This window comes from Pantoea sp. B65 (genome assembly GCF_047308185.1).
Classification (GTDB): domain Bacteria; phylum Pseudomonadota; class Gammaproteobacteria; order Enterobacterales; family Enterobacteriaceae; genus Erwinia.
The window spans coordinates 160,693-176,521 of sequence record NZ_JAHXPU010000016.1 but is presented as its reverse complement, the minus strand read 5'-3'; the positions used below and the strand labels follow the sequence as shown (position 1 = coordinate 176,521).

The window sequence follows — 15,829 nt, the reverse complement described above, 5'->3', positions numbered from 1 at the left end:
CCGTTTCACCGCTGATTACCGGTAGCTTAGTGGCATATCAGCATGAAAAATAAAATATCCCCCCTCTGGACGGAGGGCGGCGGTTTTACGTTGCCTGACTGATTATCCGGGATAATTGGCGGAACGGCGGGAAAAGCCGTAACAGATTAAAAAGATAAAATTTTGCATATTTGCTATTTGTACTGCCAGCACCTAATCTAGCTTCATCGGGATAAGTGACAGAATTTTAAATCGGACCAGCGCAGCAGTGCAGGCGATGGTTTCTGTTTAGGATCGGGAGAACTCGTCGTGAACTTCCAACCCAAATATGCCAGTAGCGAGTCTCCGGATCCAGTCCAGGCTGTCGCAGAATTTGCCAGCCAGATTGGCCATGAAGGCATTGATACCGTTATTTTCTTCTGTTCTCCAGACTATGACCTGGACATCCTCGGTCGTGAGTTGAAAAACACCTTCTCCTGCCCCTGTGTAGGTTGCACCTCCTCTGGTCAGATTGGCCCGGAAGGCTTCCAGCATTCCGGACTGCTGGGCCTCGGATTAGGCGGAGGCTTTCGCACCCGCAGCTTTATGATCCAACCTTTGCTCGACTACAGCGCAGTAGTGGCCGATATCGCCGAAGAAATTCGCCGCGACTGTGAAACCCGGCCACAGCTACAGCGTTTCGGCCTGCTGCTGGTAGACGGTCTCTCGATGGCCGAAGAGCGCCTGGTCGCGAATCTCTACCAGCAGGTCGGTAATGTTCCCATCATCGGTGGCTCTGCCGGCGATGACCTGCGTTTCGAGAAGACTTATGTCTATGATGGCAATGGGCAGTTTATTTCCGACGCTGCCGTGTTTGCCGTTGTCGAGACCAGTTCGCCCCTCACCACCTTCAAGGTTCAGCACTTCGAGCCCGGCGAGGTGGAGCTGGTCATCACCGAGGCCGATCCGGAGAAACGACTCATCCTCGAGATCAACGGCGAACCTGCCGCCCAGGTTTATGCGGAAGCTCTCGGTCTTACGGTGCAGGAGTTGACGCCGACCGTATTCTCCCGTAATCCACTGGTACTCTCCTTTGGCGACGAGCCCTACGTGCGATCCATTCTGAAATGGAACGAAGACCTCTCCCTCACTTGCTACTGCGCCATCGAGGCAGGGCTGATCGTCGCTATCGGCAAAGCCGAGGACCCGGTCCGAACGCTGGAGCAGGCCTTTGCCAAAGTCCGCGAAACAATTCCGCATCCGGTGGTAATCATCGGCTGCGATTGCATCCTGCGTCGTCTTCAGTTTGAACAGGAAGGGCTTGAGCAGCAGATCGGCAGCGTGATGGCGCAAAACCGGGTAGTAGGTTTTTCCACCTACGGTGAGCAGTACAACGGATTGCACGTGAACCAGACCTTCACGGGCGTCGCTATTGGAGGATAGAACGTTGCCTGAAGAAGCGTTTCCTGAAGCGTCCACTGTGGGTCTGTCCGCCGCCGAATACGAGCGAAAGCTCGCCGCCCGCGACAAGACCATTGATGTACTCAAGCGCCGCATCGCACAAGAGTCCAGGCATAGTCACGCTACGCCGTTTGCCATCCTGGAGCAGCACGTGGGGCTGGAGAAGGTGGTCGCCCGCAAGACCCTGGAACTGGAAAACGAACGGCATGAGTTAGAAAAAGCGCTGACCGAGTTGCGTTTCACCCAGGTTCAGTTGCTTCAGGCACAGAAGATGGAGTCCATCGGTCAACTCGCCGCCGGCATTGCCCATGAGATCAACACCCCTACCCAGTATGTCTCCGATAATGTCGGTTTCGTTAAAGCCGCCACCGTTTCCCTGCTAACCCTGCTGGACTCGGCACTGGCGCTGGCCGTGGTGGCGCGGGAGAAAATGGCCGAAGAACCGGTGGTGGCGGAATTCGACGCGGTGCTTAAGCGCGCTAAAGTGGAATTCCTGCGCCGCCAGATCCCTGGCGCCTTAGATGAATCTCTGGAGGGCCTTGGCCATATCGCCAAGATTGTCGCCGCCATGAAAGAGTTCTCCCACCCCTCCCGCAATGAGAAAGAACTGGTGGATGTGCGCGAGGTCATCAACACGACGGTGACCGTCGCCCGCAATGAATGGAAATACGTCGCAGAACTCGAGACGCAGTTCGAGGACAACTTGCCGCAACTGCCGTGTCTGCGCGATATGATTGGCCAGGCGATTCTCAACCTGGTGGTGAACGCCGCCCATGCGATTGCCGATACCATCCAGCAAGGCGTCAGGGAGAAAGGCAGCATCATCGTATCCGCAGCGCGCGACGGCGAGCATATGGAGATCCGGGTCAAAGACGACGGCGGCGGCATTCCGGTGGGGATCCGCGACCGCATCTTCGATCCGTTCTTCACCACCAAAGCAGTAGGCAAAGGTACCGGTCAGGGTCTTGCCATTGTCTATTCAACGGTGGTGGACAAACATGATGGGCGGATCCATTGCGAGTCAGAAGAAGGTGTCGGCACAACTTTCATTCTGCGGCTGCCTCTTCACTGCCACAAAGAGGAATCTCCCGCATGCAAGTGATGTTCGTCGATGACGAAAGTCGGGTACTCTCTGGTATTGAGCGCGCCCTGATGATGCAAGATACCGACTGGGAATGCCGCTTCGCCAATAGCGGCCAGCAGGCGCTGACGATGTTGGAGGAACAACCAGCCGACGTGGTGGTGTCTGACATGCGCATGCCTTTTATGGACGGCGCTGAATTGCTGACTGAGGTACGCAACCGCTGGCCTGGCACAATACGTATTATCCTGTCCGGCTATTCTGAGCCCGACGCCACCTTGCGTATGCTGGACGTAGCCCACCGCTTTGTTGCCAAACCCTGTGACAGCACGTTGCTGCTGACGACGGTAAGCAGCGCGCTGGCCCTGCGTGACATGTTCCAGGACCCGGCGGTGATCGATGCAGTGGGCCGCATCAGCCGACTGCCTGCCGCCCCAAAAGTGTTTCTCGAAGTATGCCGCCTGCTTGCCGACCCCGCCAGCGATACCCGACAGGTCGCCACTGTTCTTGCCAGTGACCCGGCGCTGAGCGCCAGGATTATGCAGCTTGCTAATTCTGCCTATTTCACCAGAGGCAGCCAGATCCATGACATCGGAAACGCCATTACCCATCTGGGTCTGGATCAGGTGAAACTGCTGGTTCTGGCCTCTCAGGTGTTTGCCGATGCGAAGACCGATCCTTATGTGGAGCGGCTACAACAGAGCGCCCTGCTCGCCTCCAGCCTGGCCGCGCGTATCTGCGGCCACCAGGGGCTGGAATCGACCGCCGCCCTGCTCGCCCGGATTGCGCTGCTGATCCCGGAACTGAGGGAGCCCGACGACAAGTCGACCACCACGGTTTGCAACACGCCGGTATACGCCGCGGTAGGGGCGTATCTGTTGGCCTTGTGGGGTTTACCCTTCGACATCGTGGAAGCCGTGGCCGGTCATGTACAGCCCTCCCGTGCAGCGGATAAAACCTTCGGCGTGATCGGTACCGTGCATGTAGCGGTAGCTCTCGCCAACAACGATGCCCCCGATCCGGACTATCTCGAACAAACTGGCGTGCTGAATAAACTGCCTCTGTGGCAGCAGATGCTCGCCCATACGCAGGAAACTCTTGATGACTGAAACCGCCTTACCCCGGGTGCTGTGCGTAGATGATGAACCCAATGTGCTCGCTGCGATGGAGCGAAACCTTTTCGGCGAGTTTGAGGTTGTGGTCGCCAACGGCGGCGAAGCTGGCCTGGACGCGATCCGCCATGGCGAGCGTTTTGCCGTGATCATGTCCGATATGCGTATGCCTGGCATGGACGGCGCCACCTTCCTCGCCAAAGTTCGGGAAGTCTCCCCCGACAGCGTACGTCTGCTGCTCACCGGGCAGGCCGACCTGGAATCTTCCATCGCAGCCATCAACAAAGGGGCCATCTTCCGCTACCTGTGTAAACCTTGCCCGCGGGAAGAACTGGTCTCAGCGCTTAACGACGCAGTCAGTCAGTACCGCCTGGTTTGCGCGGAAAAAGAGTTGCTGGCAACCACTCTCACCGCCTCGGTGAAGACGCTGACTGAAGTGCTCGCCATGGTCGCCCCATGGGCTTTTCAGCGCTCGGCCTTCGCCCAGTCCTGTGTCCGCCACGCGCTGCCCAAACTGGACTGGCCTGATGGCTGGATATACACCATCGCCGCTTCATTAAGCCAAATTGGCTGTGTCGGCATTCCCGCCGATATTGTCCAGGCCGATGCGGCCCAGCGCAAACTTTCGGAGGATGAGAAAAAACTCCTCCAGGAACACCCGGATGTCGCCAGCCGCCTGGTCGCACGCATTCCCCGCCTTGAGCTGGTGGCCGAGATCATCCGCCATCAGGCGAAGGATGCCGCCTCCGACGCCCCGATCGAGGTGATCCGTGGCGCTCACCTGTTGCGCGCCGCTCTCGAACTGGAGCGCCATGCCGCCCGGGGGAACAGTCTGGAACGTCCGTGGGAAATCCTGCGCGCGGCACGGCCAGCGATCCCTGAATACATCATTAAAACCCTGGCTGATTTCCGCGCTAATGTGGCGGGCGCCCGCACGGCGCGCGTTCGCGAATTGATGTCCGGCTGGGTAATCGATGAAGACATTCGCACCACCAACGGCCTGATGGTGCTCACCAAGGGTCATGAACTCACCGACACCGCAATTTCCGCGCTGCAACGCCTTCTCGCGGCCAACGCCATCAGGGAGCCGATCAGGGTACGTGGACTTCCGGAGGCCGACTCGTCTTCGTGAAGCGATGTATGTGCTGGCGCCAGCACATACCCGCCGCAAACATAATGACGACTCAGTGAGTCGTCATTTTTTTACGCTTTGGGAAAGATCCATAGGTCATTGGCTGGCAGCGCAATATGGCAATGTTGTGGATCACGCAACGCCTGGCCATACACGCGAATAGCAAAATCATCCCCTTCCGTGCGGAACAGATACTCCCAGCGGTCACCAAGATACATGCTGGTCAGCAGGGGCAGTTCGAGCGAGTTTTCCACCGGCGATGCGCTGAAATGCAGGCGTTCAACGCGAATAACCGCCGTGCCTTCCTGCCCGACGCTAAGCCCCGCGCCGCAACGCCCCCATAACGCCCACTTCGCCCCCTCAATGCGCGCCTTACCCTCATCCACCGCGGTGATCCTGCCATGCAACCGATTATTACTTCCCATAAACTCGGCGGCGAACAGTGTCGAAGGGGTACCATACATTTCCTGCGGTGTCCCCTGCTGTTCTATCACGCCATTATTAAGCAGCAGTATGCGATCGGAAATCGCCATCGCCTCATTCTGGTCATGCGTCACCAGCAGTGCTGACAACCCCAGCTTAACAATCAGCTCGCGCAGAAATACCCGGGCCTCTTCACGCAGCTTGGCATCAAGATTAGACAAAGGCTCATCAAGCAGAATAACCGGCGGGTTGTAGACCAGCGCTCGTCCAATTGCCACCCGCTGTTGCTGCCCGCCAGAGAGTTGATGCGGGTGTCGTTTACCAAGATGCCCCAGACCGAGTTGATCAAGTACGGTTTGTACCCGCTGGCTGATTTCAGACGTAGCAACTTTGCGTAGTTTGAGTGGATACGCGACGTTTTCAAACACCGTTTTGTGCGGCCATAAGGCATAAGACTGAAATACCAGTCCGAGGTTGCGCTCTTCTGCCGGGATTTCGCTACGGGAATTACCATCAAAGACTCTGTTTTTGCCGATGGTAATGCTCCCCTGCGTCGGCTTTTCGAGCCCGGCGACAGCACGCAGTAAGGTGGTTTTCCCGCTCCCCGAAGGCCCAAGCAGCGAGACCACTTCCCCCCGGTTCAACTGCATGGAAACGCCTTTCAGTACCGGGTTATCGCCGTAGGTCAGATGCAGGTTTTCTACCGATAGTTCAATCATGTAATTTCACTCCAAAGCGCAGAGCCACACCAAGGCCAATGACCACCAGCAGGATATTGATAAAGGACAGGGCGGCGACAATATCAATGGCGCCAGCGGCCCACAGAGAAACCAGCATCGAACCAATGGTTTCGGTACCGGGGGAAAGCAGGTAAACCCCGGTGGAATACTCACGCTCAAAAATCAGAAACATTAATAGCCAGGATCCAATCAAACCATAACGAGAAAGTGGAATGGTGACATGGCGGGTAACCTGTCCACGCGAGGCGCCGGTACTCCTTGCCGCTTCTTCCAGCTCCGGCCCAACCTGCAACAACGTCGACGATATCAGGCGTAACCCATAGGCCATCCATACCACGGTATACGCCAGCCAGACGCTGAAAATGGTATTACGCAACGATCGTAGCCAGACAATCAGATGTTCACGCAGCCATTCCGCTATCGGCAACAGCGAAAGCCAGCCATTTTTCAGCGACTGATCCAACCACATAGGCAGAAACAGAAATACCCACAGAAAAGCCAGCCCTGCCAGCAGCCCCGGCACTGCGCGCGGCACCAGCACACTGTAATCAAGGAATCGTGTGACATTATCCTGCTTACGGTGCATGGCGATGCCGACAAACAGATAACACAGTACGGCCAGTGCCCCGCCGAACACACCGATGGCCATGGAGTTAACGATGGCGCGTAGCAGGTTAGGTTGCTGCCAGATATTACGGAAGGTATCCAGCGAGAGTTCATCCCACAGTGAGACGCCGACGCCCCAGTTGGAAATAAAGGCCCGCAGCACCACGCCAATCAATGGCACCCCGATGGTTACGGTAAGCCAGATAACCACTACCGCACCGGCAACCCAGCGCCATTTACCGAGGGGCAGCGCGCGTGCCCGGGATGCTTTGCCTTTCACGGTGACAAATCGATTCGCGGTCCGCATCAGCCGGCGTTGCAGCATCACCAGCGGAATGGTAATGCAGATCAGCACCACCGCCACGGCGGCCATCAGATGATAAGAGGGGGTACCCAGCTTGTTGGTCAGTTTATACAGGTAAGTGGCAAGGACCATATTCCCTTCCGGATCGCCCAGCACCAGCATCAGACCGAACACTTCCAGCCCAAGGAAGAACAGCAGCACACAGGCGTAGAGAATTGACGGACGTACCATCGGCAAGCTGACGGCAGTCATTACCTGCAGCGGCGAAGCGCCCACCGTCCGGGCCGCCTCTTCCACATCTGAACCCACGCTGCGTAACGCCGAAGAGATATAAAGATAGGCATGCGGCACATGCGTCAGACCAGCGATAACCACAATGCTGAACATCGAATAGATGTTCCACGGAACAAAACCAATCAGTTGCTCCGCCCAGCGCGAGAAAAACCCTACCGGACCGGCTGCCACGACATAACCAAAGCCCAGTACCATCGGGGAAACAAATATCGGTACCAAAATTAATGGTTCAATGATCCTGCGACCCGGTAAATCTGTTCGCACCATTAAAAATGCCAGGATCCCACCCAGAGGAATGGCAATAACTACTAAGCCAAAAGCCAGAATAAACCCTGACTCCAGCGCATGATAGAAATCGGGGTCGGTAAAAATAAATTCAAACGACTCCAGACTGAATTGTTTGGTACGGGAAAAAAAAGGCGCTGAGAGGAAACTCTGCACGACGATAAACAGTAGCGGTATATAAATAACCAGCGCCGTTATCAATACCACCACGCCGCGCGGCAACCCCTGCCACTTTCTGCGCAATATATTCATATGTCATCCCTTTGGTCAGGTGTTGAAGGCAAACCAGTTGGGCGATAAAGGCGGTTGTGCGCCATCAACTAACCATCGCACACAACCGAAGCAGATGTTATTTGGCGGCGGCGGCACGCCATTGCTTAATGAACTCCAGACGTTTTTTCGGCTCCAGATATTCCAGCAGCGACTCATCAACCGGGATAGGTTTCAGCGCATTGCCCAGCATTTTGGTCATGCCGTCAACATCGTTTTTCCCCTCAATATCATTACGCAGGGAGGGGATATCAGACTGGCTGGCGAGAATGCTCTGCCCTTTTTGCGACAGCACATAGTCGAACCACAGTTTCGCCGCATTACTGTGTTCCGCTGCGTCACTGATAAATGATACGCGGGACAGGACCAGAACATAATCTTTCGGGTAGGAGATACCCAGCGAAGTATCGCCTTTCGCTCGCGCTTCGGCATATGACCCGAGGATGTTATAACCAATCAGATTTTCTCCTGAGGAGACGCGTTCCATCATCGTGCCGGTTGATGACTGTACCGTCAGCCCGCCTTTTGCTACCCCGGCAAGGGTTTTAAAATAGTCAGCATCGGCTTTACGATCCTGGACGGCCAGCATAAACCCGAGTCCGGATTTTTCAATATCGTAGGTGGTGACTTTATTTTTAAATTTGTCCGTCTGACTGGCAATCAATTTAGCCAGAGCGGTATGCGAATCCGGCACATCGCTCTGCGTAATCAGACGTTTATTATAAATAAATACCACCGGTTCGTAGGTGGTGCCATAGGCTTTCTGCTGCCAGACCGCCCATTTTGGCAATTTATCCAGCTCCGGCGAGGCGTACTGCGCCGCATAATCAGTCGCCAGTTTCAGCGCGGTATCCATTGAAGAACTCCAGACCACATCACCGCTGCCGCCGCCAGATGCCTGCTCGCTGATATAACGGTTGTACAGTTCGGTGCTGTTCATATCGTTATATTCAACTTTAATCCCCGGATACAACGACTCAAAGCCTTTGATCAGCGGGCCAGCCGCTTTGGTATCGGTCGTTGAGTAGACGACAACTTTGCCCTCCTTGATGCCGGCATCAATAATTTTCTGATAATCTGCCGGATAGCCCTGCGGTACCTCCGCCAGGGCCAGACTGGAAAATATTGTCGCCAGTGAGGCAGCTAAAACACCTATTTTTTTATACATAACCCCGACCCCTTATCCGTTATCATTTTTAAACATAAAATTAACATATAGCGTGTCATTCGCACGATGCAATGGGGATTGTTTGTTTTTTTCGACTTTTGTGACGCCTATGTGATTAAAATAACGCAGATTACAACTTGCGTTACTCGTTCGGGGTTAACGTATTTAGCGATAAATGGCCTGATAAGATAATGCTTATGAATTGAAATAATCTCTTTTCATTACAATCAGCGCACAAACCCGCTAAAAACACCCTTTTTGCTATTACACCACCGCCTTATAAACCACTTTTTTAATAGTTATTCGGCATCAGATCCCTTTATTGTCATTATATCTGGCGAAGTGATATTTATTATCTGCATATTTTCCCCTCTCAAGAATATCCGCACGGTCTGTCAAAAAATCCGCATCTGCTTTTTCCTGATGCAGCAATACCTTCCAGCTGGGTTTAACCCGGTGCAGGGGCAGGTCATAAGCATGCTTCGACCTATTATTCTTTTTTGATACCATGCTGAAAAACCTCTAAATAACAAGATATTAATCTTTATAAAACATATAGATATGAAAATTTAATACCAAGCCCCATCAAAATACCACGGTCAAACCGTGCCTGGCGTTGCCAGACATTGCCAAAAATGACGAGGCCAAAAACAAAAAAAGTCCGCTATTACGCGGACTTAGATATGATTTAGTGCCTGTTAGTGCAAGACGTTTCCTATTGGAAAATCATTCCCACTCAATCGTCGCTGGCGGTTTACCGGAGATATCATATACCACGCGGGAAATACCGTTGATTTCATTGATAATGCGGTTAGAGACCCGGCCAAGGAAATCATATGGCAGGTGCGCCCAGTGTGCGGTCATAAAGTCGATGGTTTCGACGGCACGCAGAGAAACAACCCAGTCATATTTACGACCATCACCCATAACACCCACAGAACGCACTGGCAGGAATACGGTGAACGCCTGGCTAACCTTGTTGTAAAGATCGGCTTTATGCAGCTCTTCAATAAAGATGGCATCAGCACGACGCAGCAGATCGCAATACTCTTTCTTCACTTCGCCGAGTACGCGGACGCCCAGACCCGGGCCCGGGAATGGATGACGGAACAGCATGCTGTGCGGCAGACCCAGCTCCAGACCAATTTTACGCACTTCGTCTTTGAACAGCTCTTTCAGCGGCTCAACCAGGCCCATCTTCATCTCTTTCGGCAGGCCACCGACGTTATGGTGCGACTTAATTACGTGCGCTTTACCGGTCGCGGAGGCGGCAGATTCAATCACGTCAGGATAAATGGTGCCCTGCGCCAGCCACTTCACATCGTTCAGCCTGATGGCTTCTTCATCGAACACTTCGACAAAAACGCGACCAATGGTTTTACGCTTCGCTTCCGGCTCATCAATACCCGCCAGCGCATCAAGGAAACGCGCTTCCGCCGCCACATGGATAATATTCAGACCGAAATGGTCGCCAAACATCTCCATCACCTGCTCAGCTTCGTTCAGGCGCAGCAGGCCGTTGTCGACAAAGACGCAGGTCAGACGGTCGCCAATTGCGCGATGCAGCAGCATGGCGGTCACGGAAGAGTCAACCCCACCGGACAGGCCGAGGATCACTTTATCGTCGCCAACCTGTACCCGCAGACGCTCAACCGCATCTTCAATAATTTTTGCCGGCGTCCACAGTGCTTCGCACTCGCAGATATCCATCACAAAACGCTCCAGCATCCGCAGCCCCTGACGGGTATGCGTCACTTCCGGGTGGAACTGCACGCCGTAGAAACGCTTCTCTTCGTTAGCCATAATGGCAAACGGACAGGTTTCGGTGCTGGCGACGGTGACGAAGTCAGACGGGATGGCGGTCACTTTGTCGCCATGGCTCATCCACACATCCAACAACGGCTTGCCGGCCGGGCTGATGGCATCTTCAATATCGCGGATCAGCGCGCTGGCAACCTTCACTTCAACCTGCGCATAACCAAATTCACGCTCGGTGGAGCCTTCAACTTTACCACCCAGCTGCATCGCCATGGTCTGCATGCCATAGCACACACCCAGAACCGGGACGCCGGCGGTAAACACATACTCTGGCGCGCGCGGGCTGTTGTGTTCGGTGGTACTTTCCGGGCCACCGGACAAAATGATACCGCTCGGATTGAACTGACGAATTTGTTCTTCGGTAACGTCCCATGCCCAAAGTTCACAATACACACCCAGTTCACGCACGCGACGCGCCACCAGCTGGGTATACTGAGAACCGAAATCGAGGATCAAAATGCGATGTTTATGAATATTTTCCGTCGTCATTGAGGCTATTCCAGAGCGATGTATTTACCCAAAGTGACTGGCGTAGTAGCAAGGCAGCAACACAACTCATCCCGATACGCTGACCAAAGCCAGTGATTCAGGTGAGCAAACACCGCTACCACGTCAATTACAAAGGTATTACTGATAATGAAATCACCCGGCGACAACGCCGGGCGGTGAATCTGAAGCGCGATTAAGAACCCATACGGTAATTAGGCGACTCTTTAGTGATGGTCACGTCATGCACGTGACTTTCAGAGATGCCGGCGCCGCTGATGCGGACAAATTCCGCTTTGGTGCGCAGGTCGTCGATAGTAGCACAACCGGTCAGACCCATACAGGAGCGTAAACCACCCATCTGCTGATGAATGATCTCTTTCAGACGGCCTTTGTATGCCACGCGACCTTCGATACCTTCCGGCACCAGTTTGTCAGCAGCATTATCGGTCTGGAAGTAACGGTCGGAAGAGCCTTTGGACATTGCGCCGAGGGAACCCATACCGCGATACGATTTGAATGAACGGCCCTGATAGAGCTCGATTTCACCCGGAGATTCTTCCGTACCCGCCAGCATAGAGCCCACCATCACACAGGAGGCGCCTGCCGCGATAGCTTTAGCGATATCACCAGAGAAACGGATACCGCCGTCGGCGATAACCGGAATACCGGTGCCTTCCAGCGCTTCAACCGCGTCGGAAACGGCAGTGATCTGCGGTACACCGACGCCGGTGACGATACGGGTAGTACAGATTGAGCCCGGGCCAATCCCCACTTTCACCGCGCTAACGCCCGCTGCAACCAGTGCCAGCGCACCCGCACCGGTGGCTACGTTGCCGCCAACGATTTGCAGGTCAGGATATTTGGCACGCGTTTCGCGAATACGTTGCAGTACGCCTTCGGAATGACCATGGGAGGAGTCGATCAGCAGAACGTCAACCCCCGCCGCCACCAGCGCATCGACACGCTCTTCGTTACCGGCGCCGGCGCCTACAGCCGCGCCAACCCGCAGACGGCCATGTTCGTCTTTACAGGCATTAGGTTTACGTTCGGCTTTCTGGAAGTCTTTAACGGTGATCATGCCCAGCAGATGGAATTTATCGTCGACAACCAGTGCCTTTTCCACACGCTTTTCGTGCATCTTCTGCAGCACGTTTTCGCGGGATTCACCCTCTTTCACCGTCACCAGACGCTCTTTCGGCGTCATCACCGCCGAAACCGGCAGGCTCAGGTCGGTGACAAAACGCACGTCGCGGCCGGTAATAATACCAACCAGTTCATTGGCGCCATTGACTACCGGGTAACCGGCAAAGCCGTTACGTTCAGTCAGAATCTTAACGTCACTCAGAGGAGTGGTTGGCAGAACGGTTTGTGGATCGGTAACCACGCCGCTCTCATGCTTTTTCACCTTGCGAACTTCTTCCGCCTGGCGCTCGATGGACATGTTTTTGTGGATAAAACCTAAACCGCCTTCCTGAGCCAGCGCAATGGCCAGACCCGCTTCGGTGACGGTGTCCATAGCAGCGGACAGCATAGGGATGTTCAGACGGATGGATTTTGTCAGCTGAGTACTGAGTTCCGCCGTGTTTGGCAGGACAGTAGAGTGTGCTGGAACGAGTAAAACGTCGTCAAATGTGAGTGCTTCTTTAGCGATTCTTAGCATGGCAATATCTCAACCTGGGGTGAATGAGAACAGATAAAATATTGCCGCGGCATTATACAGGCCGTAATCGATTGCCTCCAGCATTATTTAACAAAAACTCTTGATCCTCTGTACCAGCCATGTAGTATCGACTGATTAACCCTCTGATTTAAAGTTTGATCTTCGTCACATATGTCGCTACCGCCAGCAACAAATATTTTTACCGTAAGCCGTCTCAACACCACAGTGCGTAAGCTGCTGGAAATGGAGATGGGACAAATCTGGCTGAGTGCGGAGATCTCCAATTTTTCCCAACCCTCTTCCGGTCACTGGTACTTTACGCTGAAAGATGAAACCGCCCAGGTTCGCTGCGCTATGTTCCGCAACAGTAACCGACGCGTTACCTTCCGCCCGCAAAATGGTCAGCAGGTATTAGTGCGCGCCACCATCACCCTGTATGAGCCACGTGGCGATTACCAGCTGATTGCCGAAAGTATGCAGCCGGCGGGGGATGGTCTGCTGCAACAGCAGTTTGAGCAGATGAAACAGCGTCTGGCGGCAGAAGGGCTATTTGATCAGCAATTCAAACAGCCGCTCCCCGATCCGGCGCGTCAGGTAGGCGTTATCACCTCAGCGACCGGCGCCGCCCTGCATGATGTGCTGCGCGTGTTGCACCGCCGCGACCCGTCGCTGCCGGTAGTGATCTATCCGACGCCGGTGCAGGGTGCGGAAGCCCCCGCCAGTATTGTGCGCGCTATTGAGCTGGCTAACCTGCGTGACGAGTGTGATGTATTGCTTGTCGGACGCGGTGGCGGTTCGCTGGAAGATCTGTGGAGCTTCAACGATGAACGGGTGGCGCGCGCTATTTTTGCCAGCCGTATCCCGGTGGTCAGTGCCGTCGGTCATGAGACTGATGTTACCATCGCCGATTTTGTCGCCGACCTGCGCGCTCCGACGCCTTCTGCTGCAGCTGAACTGGTCAGTCGCAATCAGATCGAGCTGCTACGCCAGCTGCAGTCACAGCAGCAGCGTATGGAGATGGCGATGGATTATTATCTGGCGCAGAAGCAGCGCAGATTTACCCAGTTGCATCATCGCCTGCAGCAACAGCATCCACAGTTACGGCTGGCACGTCAGCAGACCTCCCTGTTCCGGCTACAGCGACGTCTGGACGATGCCATGCAGTTACGACTGCGTCAGGCTGCGCGCCTGCAGGAACGCACTGAGCAGCGTCTGGCGGCACAACAACCGCAGGGTCGCATCCATCGTGCGCAGCAACAGCTTCAGCAGTGGCACTATCGTCTGCAGCAGAGTATGCAAAATCAGCTCAATCGTAATAAGCAGCATTTCTCCACCCTCGCCGCTCAGCTGGAGGGCGTCAGTCCACTGGCGACCCTGGCGCGCGGTTTCAGCGTCACTACCGCCGCCGACGGCAAAGTAGTGAAAAAGACCAGACAGCTCCATCCCGGCGACCTGCTAAAAACCCGTCTTGATGATGGCTGGGTGGAAAGTCAGGTGACTGAAATTACTGCTTTAAAAAAACCGCGCCGCTAACCGGCGGTATTGAAGACGCAGCCACGATCGCGCGGCTAAAACCGCGCAGCGGAGACATAAACCACTGCCGGCGTCGGTCAGATTTCCAGCATAAGGCGCCCATCCGGACTATACTTTGCAGACACTTACCAACCGCAAGGGAGTAAGAATGTCTAATGTTGTAATTCCCCCCTATATTCTGCGCAACATCATCGACCATGGTTCAGAACAGCAACAGAGCTGTGCCCGCAATACTCTGACCCATGTTCAGGCGCTTATGGCCGAAAACTGGCAAAAGTCGCTGGCGCCGCAAAAAGCGACCGCAGGCCATGTTGATCGCGAAATCTATGATGCGCAGCAGAAGCAGAGCCTGCCGGGTGAGCTGATCCGCACTGAAGGACAGCCCGCTAACGGTGATATCGCGGCTGAAGAGGCCTGGAACTATCTGGGTATCACTTATGATTTTTTCTGGCAAAAATATCAACGCAACTCACTGGATAATAAAGGGTTATCACTACTGGGCAGCGTGCATTACGGCAAAGCGTACCAGAATGCCTTCTGGAACGGCCAGCAGATGGTATTTGGTGATGGTGATGGCGAGATCTTTAACCGCTTTACCATCGCCATAGACGTGGTTGCCCATGAACTGAGCCATGGCGTGACGGAAACCGAAGCCGGGCTGATCTATTTTTCCCAGGCCGGTGCGCTGAATGAATCGCTGTCTGACGTTTTCGGTTCGATGGTTAAACAGTTTCACCTGAAACAGAGTGCCGCTCAGGCTGACTGGATTATTGGCGAGGGTTTGCTGGCGAAAGGCATCAAAGGGCTGGGCTTGCGTTCAATGGCGGAGCCGGGCAGCGCTTATAATGATCCGATGCTGGGTAAAGATCCGCAACCCGCACATATGCGTGATTATATCACCACGCGCGAAGATAACGGCGGCGTGCATCTTAATTCCGGTATTCCTAACCACGCCTTCTATCTGGCAGCAAAAGCGCTGGGCGGCAACAGCTGGGATCAGGCTGGTTATGCCTGGTATGACACGGTGTGTGATAAAACCCTGCCGCAGGATGCCAATTTTGCCACCTTTGCACAGTTCACTATCCGTCACGGTCAGCAACGCTTTAATAAAACGGTTGCGCAGACCATTGAACAGGCCTGGAAGCAGGTTGGCGTACTGTCATGAGCCAGTTGCCGGAACTTAGCGACGACGCGGTGATCGAACTGGCACGTGAAGGCGGTTTTGCTTATATGCCGAAACTGGCAGCGCAACGGCGCATTACACTGGCCGAGCTTGCCAGCCCCAAACGCGAGCAGGTTTGCGATATTCTGCGTAAGGCGCTGGCCCAGGGGGAACCCGCAGGGCCAGCGTGCACTGCCGGGCGCGGCGATCAGCGCTACTACCGCATTCAAATCAGCTACGCTTCTCATCAGAGTAACGGCGCGCTGATTATTTTGATCCCCGAGAACGTCGCGCCACCTGAACTTGAACTGTTGTGGCGCGATGGCGAGTAAT

General features: G+C 54.6%; 13 protein-coding genes. 7 read left to right on the top strand and 6 right to left on the bottom strand.

Annotated elements, in window-relative coordinates; translation table 11 throughout:
• The first annotated feature begins 288 nt into the window (after positions 1–288).
• From JWF83_RS06205 to JWF83_RS06190, 4 genes are read left to right on the top strand one after another with little or no spacing between them, the layout of a single operon-like run.
• On the top strand, positions 289–1,401 hold the full coding sequence (locus tag JWF83_RS06205; protein ID WP_413649329.1) for an FIST N-terminal domain-containing protein: 1,113 nt from the start codon (positions 289–291) through the stop codon (positions 1,399–1,401).
• A gap of 4 nt (positions 1,402–1,405) precedes the next feature.
• A complete protein-coding gene (locus tag JWF83_RS06200) occupies positions 1,406–2,521 on the top strand; it encodes a sensor histidine kinase (protein WP_413649328.1) in 1,116 nt (371 codons plus the stop codon).
• Positions 2,512–3,609 carry an HDOD domain-containing protein gene (locus JWF83_RS06195; RefSeq protein ID WP_413649327.1) on the top strand — a complete coding sequence of 366 codons (1,098 nt, stop codon included), beginning with the start codon at positions 2,512–2,514 and terminating at the stop codon, positions 3,607–3,609. The genes JWF83_RS06200 and JWF83_RS06195 overlap by 10 nt, the downstream gene beginning before the upstream one ends.
• Positions 3,602–4,744, top strand: coding sequence for a response regulator (locus tag JWF83_RS06190; protein ID WP_413649326.1), 1,143 nt, complete (start codon positions 3,602–3,604; stop codon positions 4,742–4,744). The genes JWF83_RS06195 and JWF83_RS06190 overlap by 8 nt, the downstream gene beginning before the upstream one ends.
• A gap of 71 nt (positions 4,745–4,815) precedes the next feature.
• Here the strand turns inward: JWF83_RS06190 and JWF83_RS06185 are convergent, their stop codons facing one another.
• From JWF83_RS06185 to guaB, 6 genes are all read right to left on the bottom strand, one after another.
• Positions 4,816–5,886: an ABC transporter ATP-binding protein gene (locus JWF83_RS06185; RefSeq protein WP_413649325.1), complete on the bottom strand. Its 1,071-nt coding sequence runs from the start codon at positions 5,884–5,886 to the stop codon at positions 4,816–4,818.
• Complete coding sequence (locus tag JWF83_RS06180) at positions 5,879–7,648, bottom strand: ABC transporter permease (RefSeq protein WP_413649324.1); 1,770 nt, start codon at positions 7,646–7,648, stop codon at positions 5,879–5,881. The genes JWF83_RS06185 and JWF83_RS06180 overlap by 8 nt, the downstream gene beginning before the upstream one ends.
• A gap of 97 nt (positions 7,649–7,745) precedes the next feature.
• Positions 7,746–8,834 carry an ABC transporter substrate-binding protein gene (locus JWF83_RS06175; RefSeq protein WP_413649323.1) on the bottom strand — a complete coding sequence of 363 codons (1,089 nt, stop codon included), beginning with the start codon at positions 8,832–8,834 and terminating at the stop codon, positions 7,746–7,748.
• Positions 8,835–9,143: 309 nt separating this feature from the next.
• The gene (locus tag JWF83_RS06170; RefSeq protein ID WP_413649322.1) at positions 9,144–9,344 is read right to left on the bottom strand and encodes a hypothetical protein; all 201 of its coding nucleotides are present in this window, start codon (positions 9,342–9,344) and stop codon (positions 9,144–9,146) included.
• Between the two features lie 216 nt (positions 9,345–9,560).
• Entirely contained in the window at positions 9,561–11,141 is a 1,581-nt protein-coding gene (guaA, locus tag JWF83_RS06165) for a glutamine-hydrolyzing GMP synthase (RefSeq protein WP_413649321.1), read from the bottom strand.
• A gap of 193 nt (positions 11,142–11,334) precedes the next feature.
• Entirely contained in the window at positions 11,335–12,801 is a 1,467-nt protein-coding gene (guaB, locus tag JWF83_RS06160) for an IMP dehydrogenase (RefSeq protein WP_413649320.1), read from the bottom strand.
• Positions 12,802–12,972: 171 nt separating this feature from the next.
• On the opposite strand from guaB, the gene xseA reads away from it, so the two are divergent.
• The 3 genes from xseA (at position 12,973) to JWF83_RS06145 (ending at position 15,828) form a co-directional block, all read left to right on the top strand.
• Positions 12,973–14,334 carry an exodeoxyribonuclease VII large subunit gene (gene xseA / locus JWF83_RS06155; RefSeq protein WP_413649319.1) on the top strand — a complete coding sequence of 454 codons (1,362 nt, stop codon included), beginning with the start codon at positions 12,973–12,975 and terminating at the stop codon, positions 14,332–14,334.
• A 148-nt stretch (positions 14,335–14,482) separates the two neighbouring features.
• The gene (locus tag JWF83_RS06150; protein ID WP_413649318.1) at positions 14,483–15,499 is read left to right on the top strand and encodes a M4 family metallopeptidase; all 1,017 of its coding nucleotides are present in this window, start codon (positions 14,483–14,485) and stop codon (positions 15,497–15,499) included.
• A complete protein-coding gene (locus tag JWF83_RS06145) occupies positions 15,496–15,828 on the top strand; it encodes a protealysin inhibitor emfourin (protein ID WP_413649317.1) in 333 nt (110 codons plus the stop codon). The genes JWF83_RS06150 and JWF83_RS06145 overlap by 4 nt, the downstream gene beginning before the upstream one ends.
• Position 15,829: the final 1 nt, after the last annotated feature.

Excerpts from the sequence above, each read along its gene's own strand:
- JWF83_RS06195 (WP_413649327.1), top strand. The coding sequence starts at position 2,512 with ATGCAAGTGATGTTCGTCGATGACGAAAGTCGGGTACTCTCTGGTATT.
- JWF83_RS06190 (WP_413649326.1), top strand. The coding sequence starts at position 3,602 with ATGACTGAAACCGCCTTACCCCGGGTGCTGTGCGTAGATGATGAACCC.
- JWF83_RS06185 (WP_413649325.1), bottom strand. The coding sequence starts at position 5,886 with ATGATTGAACTATCGGTAGAAAACCTGCATCTGACCTACGGCGATAAC.
- JWF83_RS06180 (WP_413649324.1), bottom strand. The coding sequence starts at position 7,648 with ATGAATATATTGCGCAGAAAGTGGCAGGGGTTGCCGCGCGGCGTGGTG.
- JWF83_RS06175 (WP_413649323.1), bottom strand. The coding sequence starts at position 8,834 with ATGTATAAAAAAATAGGTGTTTTAGCTGCCTCACTGGCGACAATATTT.
- JWF83_RS06170 (WP_413649322.1), bottom strand. The coding sequence starts at position 9,344 with ATGGTATCAAAAAAGAATAATAGGTCGAAGCATGCTTATGACCTGCCC.
- guaA (WP_413649321.1), bottom strand. The coding sequence starts at position 11,141 with ATGACGACGGAAAATATTCATAAACATCGCATTTTGATCCTCGATTTC.
- guaB (WP_413649320.1), bottom strand. The coding sequence starts at position 12,801 with ATGCTAAGAATCGCTAAAGAAGCACTCACATTTGACGACGTTTTACTC.
- xseA (WP_413649319.1), top strand. The coding sequence starts at position 12,973 with ATGTCGCTACCGCCAGCAACAAATATTTTTACCGTAAGCCGTCTCAAC.
- JWF83_RS06150 (WP_413649318.1), top strand. The coding sequence starts at position 14,483 with ATGTCTAATGTTGTAATTCCCCCCTATATTCTGCGCAACATCATCGAC.
- JWF83_RS06145 (WP_413649317.1), top strand. The coding sequence starts at position 15,496 with ATGAGCCAGTTGCCGGAACTTAGCGACGACGCGGTGATCGAACTGGCA.